The following is a 24,527-nucleotide window of genomic DNA, read 5'->3' as shown; positions in this document are numbered from 1 at the left end:
CCCTGCGGGGTGCTTTTTTTGTGTGCGCGATTTATGCATCACCGCTAACCCTCTGTGGGAGCGAGCTTGCTCGCGATGACGGTGTCACATTCAGCATATGAGGTGACTGATACATCGCTATCGCGAGCAAGCTCGCTCCCACAGGGGTTTGTGGTGTTTTGAAGGGCAAATTCCAGGCATAAAAAAAGCACCCCGAAGGGTGCTTTCTCTGTCGCTGGAAGCTTAGCGCTTCAGCGAGGCCGGCAGGTGCGGCTGGATCGCCGTCAGCACTGCCTTGAAGCATTTGGTGTTGCCGGCAACGACGTGGCCTTTCTCAAGGAAGTCGTGACCGCCGGTGAAGTCGCTCACCAAACCGCCGGCTTCCTGGATCAGCAGGGCGCCTGCAGCCATGTCCCACTCGGACAGGCCCGACTCCCAGAAGGCGTCGAAACGGCCGGCGGCCACGTAGGCCAGGTCCAGGCTCGCGGAACCTGCGCGGCGGATGCCGGCGGTCTGGCCAACCAGGGCGCGGAACATGCCCAGGTAGTTGTCGAGGTTGTCCATCTGGTCGTCACGGAACGGGAAGCCGGTACCCAGCAGGGCGCCGTCCAGGCTGGTGCGGCCGCTGACGCGCAGGCGACGACCGTTCAGTTGAGCACCGCGACCACGGCTGGCGGTGAATTCTTCCTGGCGAACCGGGTCGAGAACAACGGCGTGTTCCAGGCGGCCACGGTATTTGCAGGCGATGCTGACAGCGAAATGAGGAATGCCGCGCAGGAAGTTGGTGGTGCCGTCCAGCGGATCGATGATCCACAGGTACTCTTCGCCTTCGATGCCGGTGCCGGCGTGCATGCCGGTTTCTTCACCCATGATCGAGTGATTCGGGTAGGCCTTGCGCAGTGCATCGATGATTTTCTGTTCGGCAGCGCGATCCACCTCGGATACGTAATCCTTGGCGTCTTTTTCGTCGACCTTGATGGTATCCAGGCGCTCGATGGAGCGGAAGATCAATTCACTGGCGCTGCGGGCGGCGCGCAGCGCGATATTCAGCATGGGCTGCATGGATGTGTCACCTAAGGTTGTTAAAGAAAGCCGGGCATTCTATCAGAAAGTTTCTACAGGAGAAGGACGACGTTCGCTTTCATGGCTTAACGGTAGCCAGCGCTGTAAGATTCCGCTCCCGATTATCGTGTTCGAGAGCGCCTCCCTTGCTGCAAAACATTCGTGTCGTCCTGGTCAATACCAGCCATCCGGGCAATATCGGCGGGGCTGCGCGTGCCATGAAGAACATGGGGCTGTCGCGGCTGGTGCTGGTCGAGCCTCGTCTGTTCCCGCATCACGAGGCCGATGCCCGTGCCTCCGGTGCCGGTGACATCCTTGAAAACGCGCAAGTCGTCGCCACCTTGGAAGATGCCTTGGTCGGCTGCAATCTGGTGCTCGGTACCAGTGCCCGCGACCGGCGCATTCCCTGGCCGCTGCTCGATCCCCGCGAATGCGGAACGAAAGTGGTTGAGGAGGCCGGGCAGGGCGCCCAAATCGCCCTGGTGTTCGGTCGTGAAGACTCCGGCCTGACCAATGAAGAGCTGCAGCGATGTCATTATCACGTGCACATTCCATCAGACCCTGAGTTCAGCTCGCTGAACCTTGGGGCGGCGGTGCAGGTGTTGAGCTATGAAGTGCGCATGTCCTGGCTGGCCGCCCAAGGTCAGCCGAGCAAGGTCGAGAAGGAAGAAGTGGCCTCGGTGAAAAGCGCTGAGCTTGCGACCATGGATGAGCTGGAGCGATTCTATGAGCACCTGGAGCAGACCCTGGTGGCCATCGAGTTCCTCGACCCGGAAAAGCCACGGCACTTGATGGCGCGCCTGCGCCGGTTGTACGGACGCAGCTCGGTCAGCCGGGCGGAAATGAATATTTTGCGTGGCATCCTCACGGAAACCCAGAAAGCGGCCCGTGGTGAGCTACTAAACCGGAAGGATTAATGATGTTCGAGCGTTTGCGTGAAGATATCCAGAGCGTATTCCACCGAGACCCGGCGGCGCGTAACGCTTTTGAAGTCCTGACCTGCTACCCCGGCATGCATGCCATCTGGATTCACCGTTTGTCGGCGATGCTGTGGCACATGGACCTGAAATGGCTGGCGCGGCTGGTGTCGAACTTCGGTCGCTGGTTGACCGGGATCGAGATTCATCCGGGCGCCAAGGTGGGGCGTCGCTTCTTCATTGACCATGGCATGGGCATCGTCATCGGTGAAACCGCCGAAATTGGCGATGACGTGACTATTTATCAGGGTGTGACCCTCGGTGGTACCAGCTGGAACAAGGGCAAGCGCCACCCGACGCTGGGTGATGGTGTCGTTGTCGGTGCCGGCGCCAAGGTGCTTGGCCCGTTCACTGTTGGTGCGGGTGCGAAGGTCGGCTCCAACGCCGTGGTGACCAAAGAGGTGCCACCGGGCGCCACTGTGGTGGGGATTCCGGGGCGGATCATCGTCAAACCCGACGAAGAGCAGGACGCCAAGCGCAAGGCCATGGCCGAGAAGATCGGTTTTGATGCCTACGGCGTGACTGAAGATATGCCTGACCCGGTGGCTCGCGCCATTAACCAGTTGCTCGATCACCTGCAGGCGGTCGATGGTCGTCTGGAGGGCATGTGCGGGGCGTTGAAAGATCTGGGCAGCAATTACTGTGCGAAAGATCTGCCTGAGCTGCGCGAAGAAGATTTCGCCTGTGTGAAGGACAAGGATCAGAGTCAGGCCAGTTAAACCGAGTTGACCTTATCGCGAGCAGGCTCACTCCTACATTTGAAATGCGTTTCCCTGTAGGAGTGAGCCTGCTCGCGATGAACGATGACTCGGTACTGCTGGCTGTTCTCAGCCAGCCTTTGCTATGATGCTGCCGCTCTTTTGCGGGTAAACCTGACTAAAGTACTAGGTCTTATAGTTGACTTAAATACTCGGGAATTGCATACTCGCCTCATTCCGAACTCCGTGGTAATTGTCCATGCGACTGACTACAAAAGGCCGATACGCCGTGACCGCCATGCTTGACCTGGCGTTGCACGCGCAGCACGGGCCCGTGTCCCTGGCCGATATCTCCGAGCGCCAAGGCATCTCCCTGTCCTACCTCGAACAGCTTTTCGCCAAGCTGCGCCGCAGCAATCTGGTGTCCAGCGTGCGTGGTCCGGGCGGTGGCTACCAATTGTCCCGCGATATGCAGGGCATCCAGGTCGCCCAGGTGATCGATGCAGTGAACGAATCGGTCGATGCAACCAAATGCCAGGGGCAGGGTGATTGCCATTCCGGCGACACTTGCCTGACTCACCACTTGTGGTGCGATCTGAGCCTGCAGATTCACGAATTTCTGAGCGGTATCAGCTTGGCTGACCTTGTGACTCGCCGTGAGGTGCAAGAAGTAGCCCAGCGTCAGGACCAGCGCCGTTGCAACAGCAAGGTGCCACGCCTGGACAAGATTGAAGCGTCCGCCGTCGAATGACAGCCGAAGAGCTAGCGGCACGCCAGCCAGCCTGATTTAGGAGATAGTCCATGAAATTGCCGATTTACCTTGATTACTCTGCGACCACCCCGGTTGATCCGCGTGTCGCGCAAAAAATGAGTGAATGCCTGCTGGTCGACGGAAACTTCGGTAACCCGGCGTCCCGTTCCCACGTGTTCGGCTGGAAAGCCGAAGAGTCCGTCGAAAACGCCCGTCGTCAGGTCGCCGACCTGGTCAACGCCGATCCGCGTGAAATCGTCTGGACCTCCGGTGCCACCGAATCCGACAACCTGGCAATCAAGGGTGCGGCGCATTTCTATGCCACCAAGGGCAAACACCTGATCACCACCAAGATTGAGCACAAGGCTGTCCTGGACACCATGCGCCAACTGGAGCGTGAAGGTTTTGAAGTGACCTACATCGAGCCTCGCACTGACGGCCTGGTGACCCCGGAGATGATCGAAGCCGAACTGCGCGACGACACCATCCTGGTTTCGGTCATGCACGTGAACAACGAAATCGGCACCGTCAACGACATCGCAGCGATCGGCGAACTGACCCGTTCCAGGGGCATTCTGTTCCACGTCGACGCCGCTCAGTCCACTGGCAAGGTCGAGATTGACCTTTCGAAGCTGAAAGTCGACATGATGTCGTTCTCCGCCCACAAGACCTACGGTCCTAAAGGCATCGGCGCCCTGTACGTAAGCCGCAAGCCGCGCGTACGTATCGAAGCGACCATGCACGGTGGCGGCCACGAGCGCGGCATGCGTTCCGGCACCCTGGCGACCCACCAGATCGTTGGCATGGGCGAGGCTTTCCGCGTAGCCAAGGAAGACATGGCTGCCGAGAACGCGCGCATCAAGGCGTTGAGCGACCGTTTCTACAAGCAGGTCGAGCACCTGGAAGAGCTGTACGTCAACGGCAGCATGACCGCCCGCGTTCCGCACAACCTGAACCTGAGCTTCAACTACGTTGAAGGCGAGTCGCTGATCATGGCGCTCAAGGATCTGGCGGTATCGTCCGGTTCGGCCTGCACCTCGGCATCGCTTGAGCCTTCGTACGTACTGCGCGCCCTGGGCCGCAACGACGAACTGGCACACAGCTCGATCCGTTTCACCTTCGGCCGTTTCACTACCGAAGAAGAAATCGACTACGCCGCGCAGAAAGTCTGCGAGGCCGTTACCAAGCTGCGCGCTCTGTCGCCGCTGTGGGATATGTACAAAGACGGTGTCGACATTTCGAAAATCGAGTGGGCGGCACACTGATTTCAAGTCGCCGCGAACCAGCCCTGCTCACGATGGTGACGGGGCTCAAAGAGCGACTCTCTGATGAGTGAGGATTGAGAATCATGGCTTACAGCGAAAAGGTCATCGACCACTACGAAAACCCGCGCAACGTCGGCAAGATGGACGCGGAAGATCCTGATGTCGGCACCGGCATGGTCGGCGCTCCGGCGTGCGGCGACGTGATGCGCCTGCAGATCAAGGTCAACGACGCCGGCATCATCGAAGATGCCAAGTTCAAGACTTACGGCTGCGGTTCGGCTATCGCTTCCAGCTCCCTCGCCACCGAGTGGATGAAGGGCAAGACCCTGGACGAAGCAGAAACCATCAAGAACACTCAGCTGGCTGAAGAGCTGGCCCTGCCGCCAGTGAAAATTCACTGCTCGGTACTCGCTGAAGACGCCATCAAGGCGGCTGTTCGCGATTACAAGCAGAAGAAAGGCTTGATCTGATTTTCGAGTTTTGGCGACGAGTAAGGAGTCACCGATGGCTATCAGCATGACAGAAGCGGCTGCTCGACACGTGCGGCGCTCCCTCGACGGGCGCGGCAAAGGTGAAGGGATTCGTCTGGGTGTTCGCACCACAGGCTGTTCCGGCCTTGCCTACGTGCTGGAGTTTGTCGACGAGGTGGTTGCAGAGGACCAGGTGTTCGAAAGTCACGGCGAAAAAGTGATCATCGACCCGAAGAGCCTGGCTTACCTGGACGGCACCGAGCTCGATTTCGTCAAGGAAGGGTTGAACGAAGGCTTCAAGTTCAACAACCCCAACGTGCGCGGTGAATGTGGCTGCGGCGAAAGCTTCAACATCTGAGGCTTGTCGTGGGTACTCCTTGTCATTTCGCTTTATTTGAGCTGCAACCGAGTTTCGATCTGGACCTCGATCAGCTGGCTACGCGCTACCGTGAGTTGGCGCGCAGCGTTCATCCGGACCGCTTTGCCGACGCTTCCGAGCGTGAGCAGCGGCTGGCCCTGGAGCAATCGGCGAGCCTCAACGAGGCCTACCAGACGCTCAAGAGTCCGCCCAAGCGCGCGCGCTACCTGCTCGCCCTGAATGGGGGCGAGTTGCCGCTGGAGGTCACGGTGCATGATCCGGAGTTCCTGTTGCAACAGATGGAGTTGCGCGAAGAGCTCGAAGACCTGCAGGACAGCGCCGACCTCAATGGCGTTGCCGTCTTCAAGCGTCGCCTGAAGGTTGCCCAGGATGAACTGAACCAAAGCTTCGCAGCTTGCTGGAACGATACCGCGCAACGTGAACGGGCCGAACGCCTGATGCGGCGCATGCAGTTCCTCGACAAGCTCACCTACGAAGTGCGCCAGTTAGAAGAGCGCCTCGACGATTAACCCAGTGCCGCTCCGGTCGCACGCCTGATATACAGATAAGTCCTGATAACGATGGCCCTACTGCAGATCGCCGAACCCGGCCAAAGTCCTCAACCGCACCAGCGTCGTCTGGCTGTGGGGATCGACTTGGGCACTACCAATTCGCTGGTCGCTGCATTGCGCAGTGGTCTTTCCGAGCCACTTGCCGACGCAGAAGGGCGGGTTATCCTGCCGTCTGCCGTGCGCTACCACGCCGATCGCGTCGAGGTTGGCGAATCCGCCAAGCTGGCCGCCGCCACCGATCCGTTGAACACCGTGCTGTCGGTCAAGCGCTTGATGGGTCGTGGTCTGTCCGACGTCAAGCAGCTGGGTGATCAGTTGCCGTACCGCTTTGTCGATGGCGAGTCGCACATGCCGTTCATCGACACGATCCAGGGCCCGAAAAGCCCGGTCGAGGTGTCCGCCGATATCCTCAAGGTTCTGCGTCAGCGCGCCGAAGCGACCTTGGGTGGTGAATTGGTGGGGGCGGTCATCACCGTTCCGGCCTATTTCGACGACGCTCAACGTCAAGCTACCAAGGATGCGGCCAAGCTGGCCGGTCTGAACGTGCTGCGTTTGCTCAACGAGCCGACCGCCGCCGCTGTGGCTTACGGTCTGGATCAGCACGCCGAAGGCCTGGTCGCGATTTACGACCTGGGCGGCGGCACCTTCGATATTTCGATTCTGCGCCTGACCGGCGGTGTCTTCGAAGTTTTGGCCACTGGCGGCGACAGCGCCTTGGGTGGCGATGACTTCGACCACGCGATCGCTGGCTGGATCATCGAGAGCGCTGGCCTGTCCGCCGATCTCGACCCGGGCGTGCAACGCAACCTGCTGCAGACTGCTTGTGCGGCAAAAGAAGCGCTGACCAACTCTGCGACCGTCGAAGTCGCTTATGGCGACTGGAAGGCTGAACTCACTCGTGAAGCCTTCAATGCGCTGATCGAGCCGATGGTTGCCCGCAGCCTGAAAGCCTGCCGCCGTGCGGTGCGTGATTCCGGGATCGAACTGGAAGACGTGCTTGCCGTGGTCATGGTCGGTGGTTCGACGCGCGTACCTCGCGTTCGCGAAGCCGTCGCCGAAGCCTTCGGCCGTGAGCCGTTGACTGAAATCGACCCGGATCAAGTGGTAGCGATTGGCGCTGCGATCCAGGCCGATACCCTGGCCGGTAACAAGCGCGATGGCAGCGAATTGCTGCTACTGGATGTGATTCCGTTGTCCCTGGGGCTGGAAACCATGGGCGGCCTGATGGAGAAGGTGATTCCGCGCAACACCACCATCCCCGTTGCCCGCGCCCAGGACTTCACCACTTATAAAGACGGCCAGTCGGCCATGGCGATTCACGTGTTGCAGGGTGAGCGCGAGCTGATCAGCGACTGTCGCTCCCTGGCTCGCTTCGAGCTGCGCGGGATTCCGGCGATGGTGGCTGGCGCAGCGAAGATTCGCGTGACCTTCCAGGTCGATGCCGACGGTCTGCTCAGCGTTTCCGCCCGCGAACTGGGTTCGGGCGTCGAGGCCAGCATCCAGGTCAAGCCGTCCTACGGCCTGACCGACGGCGAAATCGCCAAGATGCTCAAGGATTCGTTCCAGCACGCCAATGACGACAAGGTTGCCCGCGTATTGCGCGAGCAACAGGTCGACGCCCAGCGCCTGATCGAAGCGGTACAGGCTGCTCTGGAGGCTGATGGCGAGCGCTTGCTCGACGCCGACGAGCGCATGGTCATCGACCTGCAGGTGCAGGAACTGAGCGAGCTGATGAAAGGTACCGATGGTTACGCCATCGAGCAGCAGACCAAGCGTCTGTCGCAAGTGACCGACGCCTTTGCCGCCCGCCGCCTGGATTCGACGGTGAAAGCCGCGCTGGCGGGGCGCAACCTGAATGAGATTGAGGAATAACGATGCCGCAGGTCATTTTTCTGCCACACGAAAAGTTTTGCCCGGAAGGCATGGTCGTGGAGGCTGAGACGGGTATTTCCATCCTCGAGCTGGCCCATGAGCACCATATCGAGATGGAAAGTGCCTGTGGCGGCGTCTGCGCCTGCACCACCTGTCACTGCATCATCCGCGAGGGTTTCGACTCGCTGGAAGAGGCTGACGAGCTGGAAGAGGACTATCTTGACAAGGCATGGGGGCTCGAAGCTCAATCGCGCCTGGGTTGCCAGGCCAAGGTCGGCACCGAAGACCTGACCGTCGAGATTCCGAAGTACTCGCTCAATCACGCAGCCGAAGCAGCGCACTGATTCAAGGAATTGTCATGAAACTCAAGTGGACTGATGTGCTGGAGATCGCGATCCAGCTGGCTGAAAGCAAGCCCGACGTGGACCCTATGTCGGTCAACTTCGTCGATCTGCGTAAATGGGTGATGGAATTGCCCGATTTCGACGATATGCCTGAGCATTGTGGCGAGAAGATCCTGGAGGCCATTCAGGCCCACTGGATCGAAGAACGCGACTGAGCCACGCTGCAGGTTAGGCAATACCCGAGAACCCGCGTATAATTCGCGGGTTTAATTTTTCGTAAATTACCGTTTCTGGAGTTACACCATGGCTGTTCAACGTACTTTCTCCATCATCAAGCCTGACGCAGTTGCAAAAAACGTTATCGGCGAGATCACCACTCGTTTCGAAAAAGCTGGCCTGCGCGTTGTAGCTTCGAAACTGAAGCAACTGTCCAAAGCCGAAGCTGAAGGCTTCTACGCTGAGCACAGCGCTCGTGGTTTCTTCAACGACCTGGTTGCTTTCATGATCTCCGGTCCGGTTGTCGTTCAGGTTCTGGAAGGCGAAAACGCTATCGCTCTGAACCGTGAGCTGATGGGTGCTACCAACCCTAAAGAAGCTGCTGCCGGCACCATCCGTGCTGACTTCGCTGACTCCATCGACGCCAACGCTGTTCACGGTTCGGACTCCGAAGCCGCTGCCGCTCGCGAAATCGCATACTTCTTCGCAGCTACTGAAGTAACCACTCGCTAAGCATTGGCTTAAGAGTGAAGGTGAATCCATGACTACATCGACTGTAAAAACTAACCTGCTGGGTCTGACTCAGCTGGAAATGGAAAAATTCTTCGACTCAATCGGGGAGAAGCGTTTCCGTGCCGGTCAGGTAATGAAATGGATTCACCACTTTGGTGTCGATGATTTCGATGCCATGACGAACGTCAGCAAGGCCTTGCGCGAAAAGCTCAAGACTGTTGCCGAGGTCCGTGGTCCGGAAGTGGTCAGCGAGGACATCTCCAGCGACGGCACCCGCAAGTGGGTGGTGCGCGTGGCGTCCGGCAGCTGCGTCGAGACCGTATACATTCCCCAGGGCAAACGCGGCACCTTGTGCGTTTCGTCCCAGGCAGGCTGTGCCCTGGATTGCAGTTTCTGCTCCACCGGCAAGCAAGGTTTCAATAGCAACCTCACCGCCGCCGAAGTCATCGGCCAGGTGTGGATTGCCAACAAATCCTTTGGCAGCGTCCCGGCAACCGTCGACCGTGCCATCACCAACGTGGTGATGATGGGCATGGGTGAGCCGCTGCTGAACTTCGACAACGTCGTCGCGGCCATGCATTTGATGATGGACGACCTGGGCTACGGCATTTCCAAGCGCCGTGTGACCCTGTCGACCTCTGGCGTGGTGCCGATGATCGATGAGCTCTCCAAGCACATCGACGTCTCCCTGGCGTTGTCCCTGCACGCACCCAATGACGCATTGCGTAACCAATTGGTGCCGATCAACAAGAAGTATCCGCTTAAGATGCTGCTCGAGTCGTGCCAGCGCTATATGTCGAATCTCGGCGAAAAGCGCGTGCTGACCATCGAATACACCTTGCTCAAAGACATCAATGACAAGGTCGAGCACGCGGTGGAAATGATCGAGCTGCTCAAGAACATCCCGTGCAAGATCAACCTGATCCCGTTCAACCCGTTCCCGCACTCCGGGTACGAGCGTCCGAGCAACAACGCCATTCGTCGTTTTCAGGATCAGCTTCACCATGCAGGTTTCAATGTCACCGTCCGCACCACCCGTGGTGAAGACATCGACGCCGCATGTGGTCAATTGGTAGGGCAGGTGCTGGATCGCACCCGTCGCAGCGAACGTTACATCGCCGTGCGTGAGTTGAACGCCGACAGCGATCTGGCGACGAACGCTGCGAACAATAACTAAGAGAGGATCTCTATGTCCCTGCGCTTTGCGCTGCTTTTGTTGTTGGCCAGCCTGTGTGCTGGCTGCGTGCTTTCGGGTGACTACAACCCGATGAAGACCAGCAAGGGCCGCGATGAAGCGCGTGAGGCGTACGTTCAGTTGGGTATCGGGTATTTGCAACAAGGCATGACCGAGCGCGCCAAGGTTCCGCTGAAGAAAGCGTTGGAGCTGGATGGCTCCGACCCGGATGCCAATGCGGCACTGGGGCTGGTGTTCCAGGCCGAGATGGAACCTGCACTTGCCGACGAGCATTTTCGCAAGGCACTGTCTTCCCGTCCCGCCGATGCACGAATCCTCAATAACTACGGCAGTTTTCTGTTCGAGCAGAAACGTTACAAGGAAGCCTACGAGCGCTTTGAACAAGCCGCCGCCGATACACTGTATCCTGAGCGTTCGCGGGTGTTCGAGAACCTGGGCATGACCGCTGCAATGCTCGGTCAGCGTGATCTGGCCCTGCAGCAACTGGAAAAAGCCCTGCGCCTGAACCGCCAACAACCTCGTGCATTGCTGGAAATGGCTGAGTTGTCTTACGAAGACAGGCATTATGTGCCCGCGCGTGATTATTACGACCGTTTTAGCCAGCTCTCCGAACAAAATGCACGTAGTCTGTTGCTCGGCGTTCGGCTGGCAAAAGTGTTCGAAGACCGCGACAAGGCCGCAAGCAAAGGCCTGCAACTAAAAAGACTCTATCCCGGTACGCCGGAATATCAGCAATACCTGTCGGAGCAATGATGAAAGCGGCGCATCCTGAAGTTGTAGCAGCGAATCGCGTTAACCCCGGTGAGATTTTGCGCCAGGCCCGCGAAAGCAATGGCTGGTCGCTGGCCGAAGTGGCCCTCAAGCTCAACCTCACCACCACTTCCCTGAGCAATCTGGAAGCCGGCGCTTTCGACAAGTTGCCCGGGCATACTTTTGCCCGTGGTTATATCCGTACCTATGCCAAATTGCTCGGCATGGACCAGGCCGTACTGGTCAAGCAATTCGATCAATCCACCGGTACCGACTCCCAGGGCAGCAGTGTTCACAGTCTGGGTCGTATCGAAGAGCCGGTCCGGGTTTCCCACACCATCCTGCGAATCGTCAGCCTGCTGTTGCTGATCGCGGTGATCGGTGGCGGTTTCGTCTGGTGGCAGGATCAGACCTCGATGCGTACCAAGGACCTGATCGGGCTGGTTCCGGAACACGTTGAAGTCGAAGGCGCCGACGGTACTACGCAGATTCATCCGCTGGACGAGCCGGAAGACCAGGCCGTCGTGGAAGGTCAGACCGAAGGCGGAACCGTCCTCGTGCTGCCACAGGCCGACACTCCGGCTGAAGTGCCGGCGGATGCTCAGGCGACTGCGCCGGCCGTCCCTGCTGCGCCGGCAACACCAGCCGCACCCGCTCACAATCCGGCGCCAGTTGTCGCGGCGCCAGTGACGCCGGCGGTGCCTGCCGTCCCGGCCCCGGTCGTGACTGCTCCGGCAGCCCCGAGCGCTCCTGCTCCAGCGGTAACCGCGCCAGTGGCCGGTCAAGGCCAGGTCAAGGTGCAGTTCACCGCCGATTGCTGGACACAAGTGACCGACGGTAGCGGCAAGGTGCTGTTCAGCGGTCTCAAACGCAAAGGCGACAGCCTGGCAGTCAATGGTAAACCACCGTTTACCGTGCGTCTGGGCTTTGCCCGCGGCGCTCAGGTCAGCTACAACGGCCAGCCGGTTGATGTCGCTCCGTTCACCAGTGGCGAGACTGCTCGCCTGAAGTTGGGTCAATAAGTCATGCACGGCGAATCTCCAATCAAACGTCGCGAATCCCGCAAGATCTGGGTCGGTAACGTGCCTGTTGGCGGCGATGCACCTATCGCTGTGCAGAGCATGACCAACAGCGACACCAACGATGTCGCGGCCACTGTCGCGCAAATCAATCGTCTGGAAGCGGCCGGCGTCGATATCGTGCGGGTCTCCGTACCGGACATGGACGCCGCCGAAGCCTTCGGCAAGATCAAGCAGCTTGTCAAAGTACCCTTGGTTGCCGACATTCACTTCGACTACCGGATCGCTCTACGCGTAGCTGAACTGGGTGTCGATTGCCTGCGGATCAACCCGGGCAACATCGGCCGCGAAGACCGCGTGCGTGCGGTGGTGGATGCCGCCCGTGACCGCGGGATCCCGATCCGTATCGGCGTGAACGCCGGTTCCCTGGAAAAGGACCTGCAAAAGAAATACGGCGAGCCGACCCCGGCTGCACTGGTCGAGTCTGCCTTGCGTCACGTCGAGCACCTTGAGCGCCTGAACTTCCAGGATTTCAAGGTCAGTGTGAAAGCCTCCGACGTGTTCATGGCCGTCGAAGCGTACCGCCTGCTGGCCAAGGAAATCGTCCAGCCGCTGCACCTGGGCATCACTGAAGCCGGTGGTTTGCGTTCCGGCACGGTGAAATCTGCCGTGGGCCTCGGTATGCTGCTCGCCGAAGGGATTGGCGATACTATCCGCATCTCGCTGGCGGCCGACCCGGTCGAGGAAGTGAAAGTCGGCTACGACATTCTCAAATCCCTGCACCTGCGTTCCCGTGGCATCAACTTCATCGCCTGCCCGAGCTGCTCGCGGCAGAATTTCGATGTGGTCAAGACCATGAACGAGCTGGAAGGGCGCCTCGAAGACTTGCTGGTACCGCTGGATGTCGCGGTCATCGGTTGCGTGGTCAACGGTCCGGGCGAAGCCAAGGAAGCCCATATTGGCTTGACCGGTGGCACGCCGAACCTGATTTACATCGACGGCAAGCCGTCGCAGAAACTGACGAATGACAATCTGGTGGATGAGCTTGAACGCTTGATCCGCCAGAAAGCGGCCGAAAAGGTCGAAGCTGACGCTGCCGTTATTGCGCGCGGCTAAGCCTGGCTAAAAAGAGCCGAACGAATTAAGGAATTTTTGTGAGCAAGTCTCTGCAAGCCATTCGTGGCATGAACGACATCCTGCCCGAACAGACCCCCCTGTGGCGTCATTTCGAAGGCACCGTTTCGCGGCTGCTGGATAACTACGGTTACAAGCAGATCCGCATGCCGATCGTCGAGTTCACCGAACTGTTCAAGCGTTCCATCGGTGAAGTGACCGACATCGTCGAAAAAGAGATGTACACCTTCGACGACCGCAACGGCGACTCCCTGACCCTGCGCCCTGAAGGCACGGCGGCCTGTGTGCGCGCAGTGCTGGAACACGGCATCACCGGCGGTGGCCAGGTTCAGAAGCTCTGGTACATCGGCCCGATGTTCCGCCACGAGCGTCCGCAGAAAGGCCGTTATCGCCAGTTCCACCAGATCGGCGTGGAGGTGTTCAACCTCGACGGTCCGGACATCGACGCCGAGCTGATCGTGCTGACCTGGCGCCTGTGGGGCGAACTGGGCATCCGCGATGCGGTAAAACTCGAGCTCAACAGCCTGGGTACCAGCGAATCCCGTGGTCGTTATCGCGAAGCACTGGTCGAGTTCCTCTCGGCGCACATGGACAAGCTCGACGAAGACAGCCAGCGTCGCCTGAAAACCAACCCGCTGCGGGTTCTTGATACCAAGAACGCCGATACCCAGGCGGTATTGGTCGATGCGCCGAAAATGGCCGACTACCTCGACGAAGAATCCCGCGTGCATTTCGAGGGCCTCAAGGCTCGCCTGGACGCTGCCGGCATTCCTTACGTGATCAACCCGAAGCTGGTTCGCGGGCTGGATTACTACAGCAAGACCGTTTTCGAGTGGGTCACCGACAAGCTCGGCGCCCAGGGCACCGTATGTGCCGGTGGCCGTTACGACGGTCTGGTGGAGCAGATGGGCGGCAAGCCGACCGCCGGCGTTGGTTTTGCCATGGGCATCGAACGCCTGGTGCTGTTGCTGGAAACCCTGGAGCAGATCCCGCAAGAGATCTCCCGTCAGGTCGACGTCTACCTCTGCGCCTTCGGTGAAGCCGCCGAGCTCGCCGGCCTGACCCTGGCAGAGCGCGTTCGTGATCAGTTGCCCAACCTGCGCCTGCAAGTGAATGCCGGCGCCGGCAGTTTCAAAAGCCAGTTCAAGAAAGCCGACAAGAGCGGCGCGCTGTATGCGCTGATCCTCGGTGACGACGAAATGGCCCGGCAAGTGGTAGGTTTCAAACCCCTGCGTGGCCAGGGCGAACAACAAAGCATTGCCTGGGATGCGCTTGCCGCTCACCTGGCCACCTGCGTCGTGCAGGGTTGAAGCTGTCTAAACAGCCGAATTAGCGATTAAGGAGTATTGGGGTGTCGAGTACCGAAGACGAACATGTGGCGGAATTGAAGGAATGGTGGTCACGCAACGGTAAGCCCCTGGTCACTGGCGGCCTGTTGGCGCTGGTCATCGTGTTCGGCTGGCAGGCGTTCCACAAGTATCAGAGCAATCAGTCGCAAGGCGCCTCGATGCTCTATCAGCAATTGCTCGAAACCACGCTGACGCCTGACGGCAAGCCTGATGCGGCCCGTGTTTCGGACCTGGCCCGCAAGCTCAACAGCGAGTTCGGCGGCAGCGCCTACGCGCAGTACGGCAGCCTGTTCGTGGCCAAGGTTGCGGTCGACAGCGGCAAGCTGGACGACGCTGCCAGCGAGCTCAAAGCCATTGTCGACAAACCGGCCAACCCGGCGCTGGGCGAAATCGCCCGTCAGCGTCTGGCCCAGGTACTCGGCGCGCAGAACAAGGCCGACGAAGCACTGAAGCTGCTCGAAGGCGATGCCGACAAGGCATTCCTGGCCACTCGCGAAGAGCTCAAGGGCGACCTGCTGGTGCAGTTGGGTCGTACCGATGAGGCGAGCGCGGCGTATCAAAAAGCCAAGGCGGCACTGTCGGATGAAGCGGCGGTCGGTGGCCTGCAAATCAAGCTGGACGACCTGGCCAAAGGGGATGCGTGACGTGATTCGTTGGAAACATGCAGCATTGCTGGCCCTGGCCTTGTTGGCCGCGGGTTGCAGCAGCAACAGCAAAAAAGAATTGCCTCCGGCCGAACTGGTCGACTTCAAGGAAGAAGTGGTTCTGCACAAGCAGTGGAGCCGTTCGATCGGTGACGGTCAGGGCGAAACCTACAACATGCTGGTTCCGGCCATCGATGGCGATACCATCTATGCTGCCGACGTCACTGGCGTGTTGATGGCGATGGACCGCAACACGGGCGACGTCAAGTGGAAGAAAGATCTCGAGCTGCCTGTCTCCGGCGCCGTTGGCGTAGGTTACGGTCTGGTCACCATCGGTACGCTCAAGGGTGAAATCGTTGCCCTGGACGCTATCAACGGTGAAGAGAAGTGGCGCGCTCGCGTGTCCAGCGAAGTGCTGGCTCCGCCAGCCAACAACGGTGACGTTGTGGTGGTTCAGACTCAGGATGATCGCCTGATCGGCCTGGATGCCTCCACCGGTAACCGTCGCTGGATCTATGACAGCACGCCTGCGGTACTGACCCTGCGTGGTACCAGTGCGCCGATCGTGACCAACCGCCTCGCGGTGGCTGGCCTGTCGACCGGTAAAGTGGTTGCCGTGGATATCTCCAACGGCGTACCGGTGTGGGAGCAGCGCGTAGCGATCCCGCAAGGTCGTTCGGAGCTGGAGCGTGTGGTCGATATCGACGGTGGCTTGCTGCTGTCGGGCGAGACGCTGTATGTCGCCAGCTATCAGGGGCGCGTTGCCGCTCTGGACCTGCAAAGCGGCCGTCAGCTCTGGCAGCGTGATGCTTCCAGCTACTCCGGTGTCGCCCAGGGTCTGGGCACCGTTTATGTGAGCCTGTCTTCGGGCACCGTTGAAGGCGTCGACGAGCGTTCCACCACAGCCTTGTGGAGCAACGATTCGCTGGCCCGTCGTCAACTGTCGGCCCCGGAAGTGTTCTCCAGCTACGTTGCAGTCGGTGACCTGGAAGGTTACCTGCACCTGCTGAGTCAGGTGGACGGTCGTTTCGTCGGCCGCGAGCGCATCGACAGCGACGGCCTGCGTGCCCGTCCGCTGGTGATGGGTGACACGATTTATGTATATGGCAACAGCGGCAAACTGGAAGCCCTGACCATCAAGTAACGACTATGCTTGGGGTTAACCCCCCAGGCGGCTCCGGTTTACCGGGGTTTGCAGCGCTTTCAGGCGCTGCCCCGAGCACCAGCCGCTGCCACGCAGCGGCTTTTGTATTTTCTGAAATAACGAAGTGGAGAGCCGCATGGTTCCCGTAATCGCCCTGGTGGGCCGACCAAACGTCGGCAAGTCCACCTTGTTCAACCGCCTGACCAGGACTCGTGATGCCATCGTCGGCGACTTGTCCGGTCTGACCCGTGATCGCCAGTACGGTGAGGCCAAGTGGCAAGGGCGTTCCTACATTCTGGTCGACACCGGTGGTATCTCCGGTGACGAGCACGGTATGGACGAAAAAATGGCCGAGCAATCGCTGCTGGCCATTGAAGAAGCGGATGTCGTGCTGTTCCTGGTAGATGCCAAGGCCGGTTTTACCGCCGCCGACCAGATGATCGCCGAGCATTTGCGCAAACGTAACAAGCGTTCCTATGTGGTTGCCAACAAGGTCGACAACATCGACCCTGAAATGGCCCGCGCCGAATTCGCTCCGTTGGGCATGGGACACGCGATCCCGATCGCTGGCGCTCATGGTCGTGGCATTACTCAGATGCTGGAAATCGCCCTGAGCGAATTCCCGAAAGACGAAGAAGAGCCGGAAGAAGGCGAGGAAGAAGACGTCGCCGAAGGCGAGGAAGCCAAGCGCATTCCTGGCCCAAGCGAAAAAGACGGGATCAAGATCGCGATCATCGGCCGTCCGAACGTCGGCAAGTCGACCCTGGTCAACCGCATGCTCGGCGAAGACCGGGTCATCGTCTATGACCAACCCGGTACCACCCGCGACAGTATCTACATCCCGTTCGAGCGTAATGACGAGAAGTACACGCTGATCGACACCGCCGGTGTGCGCAAGCGCGGCAAGATCCACGAAGAAGTCGAAAAGTTCTCCGTGGTCAAAACCCTGCAAGCGATCAAAGACGCCAACGTGGTGATCTTCGTGATGGACGCCCGCGAAGGCGTGGTGGACCACGACCTCAACCTGCTGGGCTTTGCCCTCGAGGCCGGTCGTGCATTGGTCATCGCGATCAACAAGTGGGACGGCATGACGCCAAGCGAGCGCGACTTCGTCAAGATCGAGTTGCAGCGTCGCCTGTTCTTCGTCGAGTTTGCCGATATTCACTTTATCTCGGCACTGCACGGCACCGGCGTGGGCAACCTCTACGCCTCGGTACAGAACTCGTTCAAATCCGCAGTAACCCGCTGGCCGACCAACCGCCTGACCCAGATCCTGGAAGATGCAGTCGGTGAGCACGCCCCTCCGATGGTCAACAACCGCCGGATCAAGCTGCGTTACGCCCACTTGGGTGGTGCGAACCCGCCGATCATCGTGATTCACGGTAACCAGATCGAGAAGGTGCCGAAGTCTTACGTTCGTTACCTGGAAAACACTTACCGTCGTGTCCTGAAGCTGGTCGGTACGCCGATCCGCATCGAGTTCAAGGGTGGCGAGAACCCGTACGAAGGCAACAAGAACACGCTCACCGACCGTCAGGTCAACAAGAAGCGTCGCTTGATGTCGCACCACAAGAAAGCCGACAAGAAGCGCCGCGACAAGAAGTGATTCATCACTTCATGTAGGAGCTCGGCGATAAGAAGGGTGCTCACCAGAGCGCCCTTTTTTTATGGGCGCCGTTTGGGCTATCCTCGGACTCCCCCGCGCCGCCGTAGAGCCGGGTGTAGAGCAGGGAACCACCGATGATCACCAGCAAGCTGCCGAATGTCGGCATCACTATCTTCACTCAGATGTCTCAGCTCGCGGCACAGACCGGCGCGCTCAATCTGTCCCAGGGCTTCCCCGATTTCGCTGCCCCGCAGGCCCTGTGCGATGCGGTCGGCCGGCATATCGCCAGCGGCCATAACCAATATTCGCCAATGACCGGGCTGCCGGTGTTGCGTCAGCAGATCGCGGCGAAGATCGCCCGCAGCTATGGTGTCAAGGTCGATGCCGATAACGAAGTGACGGTCACCCCCGGTGCGACCCAGGCGATCTTTTGCGCCATCCAGGCAGTTATCCACAGCGGTGACGAAGTCATTGTGTTTGACCCGGCCTACGACAGCTACGAGCCCTCGGTAGAACTGGCCGGCGGTCGTTGTGTACATGTGCAGCTGGGCCTGAACGATTTCAGCATCGACTTCCAGAAGCTCGCCGAGGCAATGAGTCCGCGCACGCGGATGATCATTCTCAACACTCCGCACAACCCTAGTGGTGCGTTGATCAGCCGTGCCGAACTCGACCAGTTGGCAGCGTTGATCCGTGATCGCGATATCTATGTGATCAGCGACGAAGTCTACGAGCACCTGGTGTATGACGGCGTACCCCACGTCAGCGTGCTGGCCCATGAAGAGCTGTATCAGCGTGCATTCGTGGTCAGTTCGTTCGGCAAGACCTACCACGTCACCGGCTGGAAAACCGGCTACGTGATCGCGCCCCCGGCCCTGACGGCGGAATTGCGCAAGGTGCACCAGTACGTCAGTTTCTGCGGCGTGACACCGCTGCAGTATGCCTTGGCCGATTTCATGGCCGAGCATCCTGAACACGTCGAAGAGCTGCCGGACTTCTATCAGGCCAAGCGCGATCTGTTCTGCGATCTGCTGACGCCGTCACGCTTCAGTTTTACTCGCGTGGCCGGTACTTACTTCCAGCTGGTCGATTACTCGCAGATCCGCCCGGACCTCAATGACGTCGAGATGGCCCTGTGGATGACGCGCGAGCATGGCGTGGCGAGTATCCCGATTTCCGTGTTCTACCAGACGCCGCCAGAAGGCCAGCGCCTGGTGCGGCTGTGTTTTGCCAAGCGTGAGGAGACCCTGCGGGAAGCAGCGGAAAAACTATGCGTGATCTGAGTGCATTGTCCAATCTGAACGTGGCGCTGATCCAGACGTCCCTGGCCTGGCACGACCGTCAGGCCAATCTGGAGCATTTCGAGCCACTGCTGGAGCAGGCTCGTGGCGCTGACCTGATCATCCTGCCGGAAATGTTCACTACCGGTTTTTCCATGGAGTCCGAGACCCTCGCTGAAGCGGAAAATGGTCCGACCAGCAAATGGCTGCGTGCTCAGGCGGCGCAACTTGATGCAGTGATTACCGGTAGCGTGATCGTTCAGGCGGCCGATGGCAGCCATCGCAATCGCCTGCTGTGGGCGCGACCGGACGGTGAGGTGCTGCATTACGACAAGCGTCACCTGTTCCGCATGGCCGGTGAGCACAACCACTACACCCCCGGCGAACGCCAGGTGCAGTTCGAGCTCAAGGGCTGGCGCGTGCGACCGCTGATTTGCTACGACCTGCGCTTCCCGGTGTGGAGCCGCGACGCCCAGGACACCGACCTGCTGCTGTACACCGCCAACTGGCCAGGTGCACGGCGCCAGCACTGGAACCGCTTGTTGCCGGCGCGGGCGATCGAGAACCTGTGCTATGTAGCAGCGGTGAACCGCATTGGCACGGATGGCAAAGGCTTTGCGTACACGGGTGACAGTCAGGTGCTGGATTTCCAGGGTGAGACGCTGCTCAGTGCCGGAGAGGCGGACGGGGTGTTCAAGGTGACTTTGGATGCGGTGGAACTGGCGGCGTATCGGCAGCGGTTTCCGGCGAATCTGGATGCCGATACCTTTCAGTTCACCTGAGATTTTTGTTGCCTGATAGACCGCCATCGCGAGCAAGCTCGCTCCCACAGTGGATCGGTGTGAACGCGGACACTGTGGGAGCGAGCTTGCTCGCGATGGGGCTGGGACAGGCAACACAAAACGGACAGGCAAACAAAAAGGCCCCGAGGTTCACACCCCAGGGCCTTTTGCTTTTCGGCTGATGGCTTACGCCGCTTTCGCTTCCGGCTGGCTCAGCGAACGGTTCAGCGCACTGAACAGGGCCTTGAAGCTCGCGGTGGTGATGTTTTCGTCGATGCCGACGCCATGCACCGCGCGCTCGCCGTTCACACGCAGTTCAATGTAGGCCGCGGCCTTGGCATTGGTGCCCGCGCCGATGGCGTGCTCGTTGTAGTCCATGATTTCCACCGGTACCGGCAGGCCGGCCACCAGCGCTTCCAGGGCGCCGTTGCCCTTGCCGCGCCAGTGCAGGTTAGTCTCGCCCTGGCCCTGGCTGGCCACTTCCACTTCAACGGCGCTATGACCGTTTTCCTCCTGCAGGCGATGGCTGACCAGCGCGTACGGGGTGTTGGCCTGCAGGTACTCGCTGTGCAGCAGCGCGTGGATTTGCTGGGCGGTCATTTCCAGGCCGAGGCGGTCGGTTTCACGCTGCACAACTTGGCTGAACTCGATCTGCATGCGACGCGGCAGGCTGATGCCGTATTCCTGTTCCAGGAGGTAGGCGATGCCACCCTTGCCCGACTGGCTGTTGACGCGGATGACCGCCTCGTAGCTGCGGCCGATGTCGGCCGGGTCGATCGGCAGGTACGGTACTTCCCACAACTCGTCCGGTTTCTGCTGGGCGAAGCCCTTGCGGATCGCATCCTGGTGCGAGCCGGAGAACGCGGTATGCACCAGGTCGCCGACGTACGGGTGGCGCGGGTGCACCTGGATCTGGTTGCACTCTTCGACGACTTTGCGCACGCCGTCGATGTCGGAGAAGTCCAGCTCAGGGTTCACGCCCTGGGTGTAGAGGTTCAGGGCCACGGTCACGAGGTCGACGTTACCGGTACGCTCGCCGTTGCCGAACAGGCAGCCTTCGACACGGTCGGCGCCAGCCATCAGGCCCAGTTCGGTGGCAGCAACGCCAGTGCCACGGTCGTTGTGGGTGTGCAGGCTGATGATCACACTGTCACGACGGTTGATGTGACGGCCGAACCATTCGATCTGGTCGGCATAGATGTTCGGGGTCGCGCATTCCACCGTGGCCGGCAGGTTGAGGATCATCTTGTGCTCGGGCGTCGGGTTCCAGACTTCGATCACCGCATCGCAGACTTCCTTGGCGAACTCCAACTCAGTGGCGCTGAAGGTTTCTGGCGAGTATTCGAAGGTCCACTCGGTGTCCGGCTGCTGGGCGGCGTATTTGACGAACAGCTTGGCGGCGTTCACGGCGATGGCCTTGACCCCGTCCTTGTCCTGGTTGAAGACAATGCGGCGGAAGGAAGGGGAGGTCGCGTTGTACAGGTGAACGATGGCTTTCTTCGCGCCGCGCAGGGATTCGAAGGTGCGTTCGATCAGGTCTTCACGGCCCTGGGTCAGCACCTGGATGGTGGTGTCGTCAGGGATGTGGTTGCCTTCGATCAGGGTGCGGACGAAGTCGAAGTCGGTTTGCGAGGCAGCCGGGAACGACGCTTCGATTTCCTTCACGCCGACCTGCACCAGGGTTTTCCAGAAGCGCAGCTTCTTGACCGCGTCCATCGGCTCGATCAGCGACTGGTTGCCGTCACGAAGGTCCGAGCTGCACCAGATCGGCGCGGCGGTGATGGTCTTCGATGGCCAGGTGCGGTCCGGGATGTCGATGGTCGGGAACGCGCGGTATTTCGAAGACGGGTCTTTGAGCATGCTCATCGGGAAATCCTTATTGTCTGGGCCGAAAAAAGGCGGCCTGCCGGTGGATCAAAAGTTCTTGGAGTTACGCTTGGGACGAGGCACCACGATTCAGCCCGGCAGTCGTGCGCTGACAAGGCACAGGCTGCGGTGCTGGCGGAGCTGAATGAGGGTGTGAGAGGTTTTCATGCCTTCAACCCTAACCGCGGGGGTGAAGGTTGGCAAGCAGTCGAAAAAAATTGAGAGGAATACTCGTGAGCGGGTATTTATCGAGATTTTATTGCTGTGAATGGCAGTGTTTGTTTTGTTGTTTGCGCGAGGTTTGAGTGGTGCGCAATTGATGAGGTGACACTGCCGGACTGCTTTCGGTGTCTGTGATATTGCCATCGCGAGCAAGCTCGCTCCCACAGGTACAGCACAATCCTTGTGGGAGCGAGCTTGCTCGCGATGAGGCCAGAGGCCTTATTCACGGATCAGGGCTGAAACGCACCAATGAAAATAGCCGGGTCGACCCGCGCATCGTTCAGACTGACATTCCAGTGCATATGCGGCCCGGTCGCCCGGCCGGTCGCACCGACTTTGCCGACCACGCCACCCCGGGCCAGTTGTTGCCCCACCTTCACGTCGATTTTCGACATGTGGCAGAACATGCTGATAAAGCCCTGGCCGTGGTCGACAAACACCGTATTGCCGTTGAAGAAGTAGTTGCCGATCAGGATCACCTTGCCTGCGGCCGGGGTTTTGATCGGTGTGCCGGCGCCCACGGCGAAGTCCAGGCCAGAGTGGGGGTTGCGCTCTTCACCGTTGAAAAAGCGGCGCACGCCGAACTTGCTCGACAGCGGCCCGTTCACCGGTTTGTCCAGCAGCAGGTTGCTCGGGGTGTTGGGGCTGAATGTGCGGTAGGCCGCAATCTGTTCGGCCAGTTCACGCTCGATGCGCTTGAGATTCTCCGGGTCCGGATTGACCTGTTGGGTGTTCTTCAGGGTGATGCGCTGTTCCGGGTACTTCTTGTTGCCAACCGTAAAATTCAAATTATGACCGCCGCTGCTGACCGATTGAGCCCCTGGCTCGACCGTCAGTGGCACGCCGACGATGGCCAGCCAGTTGCTCTGTTCCTTGACCACCAGCACCGGTTTGCCTTGATAAGTGGCTTTTGGCGCCTGGGCGGACGTGCCCAGATCCACCACCGCAACGCCGCCCGGCACCGGTTTGTTCAACAGGCGGGTGATGTAGCTGTCGGCGTTGGCGTTGACGGTCAGGCACAGCAACAGCAGCGGAGCGAGGAAACGCGGCATGGATCAGTCCAGTAAAGAAAGGGTGACAGGCGTCAGGTGATTGTCTTCGACCCGCACTTGCAGTTCGCCTTCGCCCAACTTGGCCTTGAGACGCTGGCCGTTATGGGTTTGCGCGGCGCTGCGGATCGCGTTGCCGCGCTCGTCCAGCAAGATGCTGTAGCCACGGCCGAGGGTCGCCAGCGGGCTGACCACATGCAGCGTCTGCATCTGGCTTTGCAACTGCAAGCGACGGTTCTTCAGCCCTTCGCGGATCGCGCGCGGCAGGCGTTCGGCCAGGCTGTCGAGGCGCTGGCGAAGCATTGCCAGTTGCCGGCCCGGATGTTGTGCGGCCAAACGGGTTTCCAGGCGGATCAAGCGTTCGCGACGGGTGTTGAGGCTGCGCTCGAACGCGCGGCGCATGCGCATGTCCAGGTCATCCAGGCGTTGTGCTTGCTGGCGCAGGCGCTCGCCGGGATGACGCAGGCGCCGGGAAATGCCTTCCAGGCGTAGTCGATCGCGCATCAAGCGGTCACGCATGCGCATCACCAACCGTCGGTGCAGGCTTTCGACCCGACGCACCAGATCGCCGGAGTCCGGTGCCAGCAATTCGGCGGCAGCGGAAGGGGTGGGCGCGCGAACGTCGGCCACGAAGTCGCTGATCGATACGTCGGTTTCATGGCCGACGGCGCTGACAATTGGCGTCACGCAAGCGTCTACGGCGCGGGCCACGGCTTCTTCGTTGAAGCACCAGAGATCTTCCAGCGAACCGCCGCCTCGGGCCAGGATCAGTGCGTCGAAACCCCGGGCATCTGCCAGTTTCAGGGCACGGACAATCTGCGCGGTGGCTTCGCGGCCCTGTACGGCGGTGGGGATCAGGGTCAACTGCACCTGCGGTGCGCGACGGCGGAACACGCTGATGATGTCGCGGATCACCGCGCCGGTGGGCGAACTGATGATGCCGATGCGTTGCGGGTGCGCCGGTAGCGGGACCTTGCGCTCGGCACTGAACAGGCCTTCGGCGCTGAGTTTTTCCTTGAGTGCGTCGAAGGCCAGGCGCAAGGCGCCATCACCGGCCGGCTCCACGGTATCGAGGATCAGCTGATAATCACCGCGCCCTTCGAACAGCGAGACTTTGCCGCGCACCTTGACCGCCAGGCCGTCCTTCAAGGCCTGGCGAACCCGTGCCGCGTTTTGCCGAAACAGCGCGCAACGCACCTGGGCGCCGCTGTCCTTGAGGGTGAAGTACACATGGCCCGACGCCGGACGGGCGAGGTTGGAGATTTCGCCTTCGACCCAGATGTTACTGAACACGTCTTCGAGCAACACCCGCGCGCGGCCGTTGAGTTGGCTGACGGTCAGGACTTCGCGGTCCAGGCCGAGTCTTGCAAAGGGATCTTTAATCATGGGGCGCAGTTTAAAGGCATTCTG

At 60.0% G+C, this 24,527-nt stretch carries 25 protein-coding genes; 21 read left to right on the top strand and 4 right to left on the bottom strand.

Annotated elements, in window-relative coordinates:
• Positions 1–222: 222 nt before the first annotated feature.
• On the bottom strand, positions 223–1,041 hold the full coding sequence (suhB, locus tag AC1DRN_RS20700) for a type III secretion system regulator SuhB (RefSeq protein WP_007982736.1): 819 nt from the start codon (positions 1,039–1,041) through the stop codon (positions 223–225).
• Positions 1,042–1,187: 146 nt separating this feature from the next.
• On the opposite strand from suhB, the gene trmJ reads away from it, so the two are divergent.
• The 21 genes from trmJ (at position 1,188) to AC1DRN_RS20595 (ending at position 19,980) form a co-directional block, all read left to right on the top strand.
• Complete coding sequence (trmJ, locus tag AC1DRN_RS20695; protein ID WP_223460237.1) at positions 1,188–1,958, top strand: tRNA (cytosine(32)/uridine(32)-2'-O)-methyltransferase TrmJ; 771 nt, start codon at positions 1,188–1,190, stop codon at positions 1,956–1,958.
• Between the two features lie 2 nt (positions 1,959–1,960).
• Complete coding sequence (gene cysE / locus AC1DRN_RS20690) at positions 1,961–2,737, top strand: serine O-acetyltransferase (RefSeq protein ID WP_223460239.1); 777 nt, start codon at positions 1,961–1,963, stop codon at positions 2,735–2,737.
• Between the two features lie 238 nt (positions 2,738–2,975).
• Entirely contained in the window at positions 2,976–3,467 is a 492-nt protein-coding gene (iscR, locus tag AC1DRN_RS20685; protein ID WP_007982741.1) for a Fe-S cluster assembly transcriptional regulator IscR, read from the top strand.
• A 50-nt stretch (positions 3,468–3,517) separates the two neighbouring features.
• On the top strand, positions 3,518–4,732 hold the full coding sequence (locus tag AC1DRN_RS20680) for an IscS subfamily cysteine desulfurase (protein ID WP_223460241.1): 1,215 nt from the start codon (positions 3,518–3,520) through the stop codon (positions 4,730–4,732).
• 83 nt (positions 4,733–4,815) lie between these two features.
• A complete protein-coding gene (gene iscU / locus AC1DRN_RS20675) occupies positions 4,816–5,202 on the top strand; it encodes a Fe-S cluster assembly scaffold IscU (protein ID WP_007974006.1) in 387 nt (128 codons plus the stop codon).
• 34 nt (positions 5,203–5,236) lie between these two features.
• On the top strand, positions 5,237–5,560 hold the full coding sequence (gene iscA, locus AC1DRN_RS20670; RefSeq protein ID WP_003227904.1) for an iron-sulfur cluster assembly protein IscA: 324 nt from the start codon (positions 5,237–5,239) through the stop codon (positions 5,558–5,560).
• Between the two features lie 8 nt (positions 5,561–5,568).
• Positions 5,569–6,090 carry a co-chaperone HscB gene (hscB, locus tag AC1DRN_RS20665; protein ID WP_223460244.1) on the top strand — a complete coding sequence of 174 codons (522 nt, stop codon included), beginning with the start codon at positions 5,569–5,571 and terminating at the stop codon, positions 6,088–6,090.
• 51 nt (positions 6,091–6,141) lie between these two features.
• The gene (hscA, locus tag AC1DRN_RS20660; RefSeq protein ID WP_223460246.1) at positions 6,142–8,004 is read left to right on the top strand and encodes a Fe-S protein assembly chaperone HscA; all 1,863 of its coding nucleotides are present in this window, start codon (positions 6,142–6,144) and stop codon (positions 8,002–8,004) included.
• 2 nt (positions 8,005–8,006) lie between these two features.
• A complete protein-coding gene (gene fdx, locus AC1DRN_RS20655) occupies positions 8,007–8,348 on the top strand; it encodes an ISC system 2Fe-2S type ferredoxin (protein ID WP_223460248.1) in 342 nt (113 codons plus the stop codon).
• Between the two features lie 14 nt (positions 8,349–8,362).
• A complete protein-coding gene (gene iscX, locus AC1DRN_RS20650; RefSeq protein ID WP_007973999.1) occupies positions 8,363–8,563 on the top strand; it encodes a Fe-S cluster assembly protein IscX in 201 nt (66 codons plus the stop codon).
• 88 nt (positions 8,564–8,651) lie between these two features.
• Positions 8,652–9,077: a nucleoside-diphosphate kinase gene (gene ndk, locus AC1DRN_RS20645; protein ID WP_007982755.1), complete on the top strand. Its 426-nt coding sequence runs from the start codon at positions 8,652–8,654 to the stop codon at positions 9,075–9,077.
• Positions 9,078–9,105: 28 nt separating this feature from the next.
• Entirely contained in the window at positions 9,106–10,254 is a 1,149-nt protein-coding gene (gene rlmN, locus AC1DRN_RS20640; protein WP_223460250.1) for a dual-specificity RNA methyltransferase RlmN, read from the top strand.
• 12 nt (positions 10,255–10,266) lie between these two features.
• A complete protein-coding gene (gene pilW, locus AC1DRN_RS20635) occupies positions 10,267–11,025 on the top strand; it encodes a type IV pilus biogenesis/stability protein PilW (RefSeq protein WP_223460252.1) in 759 nt (252 codons plus the stop codon).
• Positions 11,025–12,044 carry a RodZ domain-containing protein gene (locus AC1DRN_RS20630; protein WP_223460254.1) on the top strand — a complete coding sequence of 340 codons (1,020 nt, stop codon included), beginning with the start codon at positions 11,025–11,027 and terminating at the stop codon, positions 12,042–12,044. Before pilW ends, AC1DRN_RS20630 begins: the two co-directional genes overlap by 1 nt.
• A 3-nt stretch (positions 12,045–12,047) precedes the next feature.
• Positions 12,048–13,157, top strand: coding sequence for a flavodoxin-dependent (E)-4-hydroxy-3-methylbut-2-enyl-diphosphate synthase (gene ispG / locus AC1DRN_RS20625; RefSeq protein ID WP_003185136.1), 1,110 nt, complete (start codon positions 12,048–12,050; stop codon positions 13,155–13,157).
• A gap of 38 nt (positions 13,158–13,195) precedes the next feature.
• Complete coding sequence (gene hisS / locus AC1DRN_RS20620) at positions 13,196–14,485, top strand: histidine--tRNA ligase (RefSeq protein ID WP_223460256.1); 1,290 nt, start codon at positions 13,196–13,198, stop codon at positions 14,483–14,485.
• A 41-nt stretch (positions 14,486–14,526) separates the two neighbouring features.
• Positions 14,527–15,168 (top strand): YfgM family protein, encoded by a 642-nt coding sequence (locus tag AC1DRN_RS20615; RefSeq protein ID WP_223460258.1) that lies wholly within the window; start codon positions 14,527–14,529, stop codon positions 15,166–15,168.
• Positions 15,161–16,312 (top strand): outer membrane protein assembly factor BamB, encoded by a 1,152-nt coding sequence (bamB, locus tag AC1DRN_RS20610; RefSeq protein ID WP_223460260.1) that lies wholly within the window; start codon positions 15,161–15,163, stop codon positions 16,310–16,312. Before AC1DRN_RS20615 ends, bamB begins: the two co-directional genes overlap by 8 nt.
• 136 nt (positions 16,313–16,448) lie before the next feature.
• On the top strand, positions 16,449–17,918 hold the full coding sequence (der, locus tag AC1DRN_RS20605) for a ribosome biogenesis GTPase Der (protein WP_108216525.1): 1,470 nt from the start codon (positions 16,449–16,451) through the stop codon (positions 17,916–17,918).
• 134 nt (positions 17,919–18,052) lie between these two features.
• A complete protein-coding gene (locus AC1DRN_RS20600) occupies positions 18,053–19,201 on the top strand; it encodes a pyridoxal phosphate-dependent aminotransferase (protein ID WP_223460262.1) in 1,149 nt (382 codons plus the stop codon).
• A complete protein-coding gene (locus tag AC1DRN_RS20595; RefSeq protein WP_223460264.1) occupies positions 19,189–19,980 on the top strand; it encodes an amidohydrolase in 792 nt (263 codons plus the stop codon). Before AC1DRN_RS20600 ends, AC1DRN_RS20595 begins: the two co-directional genes overlap by 13 nt.
• A 186-nt stretch (positions 19,981–20,166) precedes the next feature.
• Here AC1DRN_RS20595 and leuA read toward each other — a convergent pair whose 3' ends face one another.
• From leuA to xseA, 3 genes are all read right to left on the bottom strand, one after another.
• On the bottom strand, positions 20,167–21,846 hold the full coding sequence (gene leuA, locus AC1DRN_RS20590) for a 2-isopropylmalate synthase (RefSeq protein WP_223460266.1): 1,680 nt from the start codon (positions 21,844–21,846) through the stop codon (positions 20,167–20,169).
• Between the two features lie 452 nt (positions 21,847–22,298).
• Positions 22,299–23,120: a peptidoglycan DD-metalloendopeptidase family protein gene (locus tag AC1DRN_RS20585; RefSeq protein ID WP_223460268.1), complete on the bottom strand. Its 822-nt coding sequence runs from the start codon at positions 23,118–23,120 to the stop codon at positions 22,299–22,301.
• A gap of 3 nt (positions 23,121–23,123) precedes the next feature.
• Entirely contained in the window at positions 23,124–24,503 is a 1,380-nt protein-coding gene (gene xseA, locus AC1DRN_RS20580; RefSeq protein ID WP_223460271.1) for an exodeoxyribonuclease VII large subunit, read from the bottom strand.
• Positions 24,504–24,527 lie beyond the last annotated feature (24 nt).

This window comes from Pseudomonas sp. P5_B3, assembly GCF_056400405.1.
Note: the sequence above shows the minus strand (reverse complement) of the source record. Positions and strands in the feature narration are given on the sequence as shown.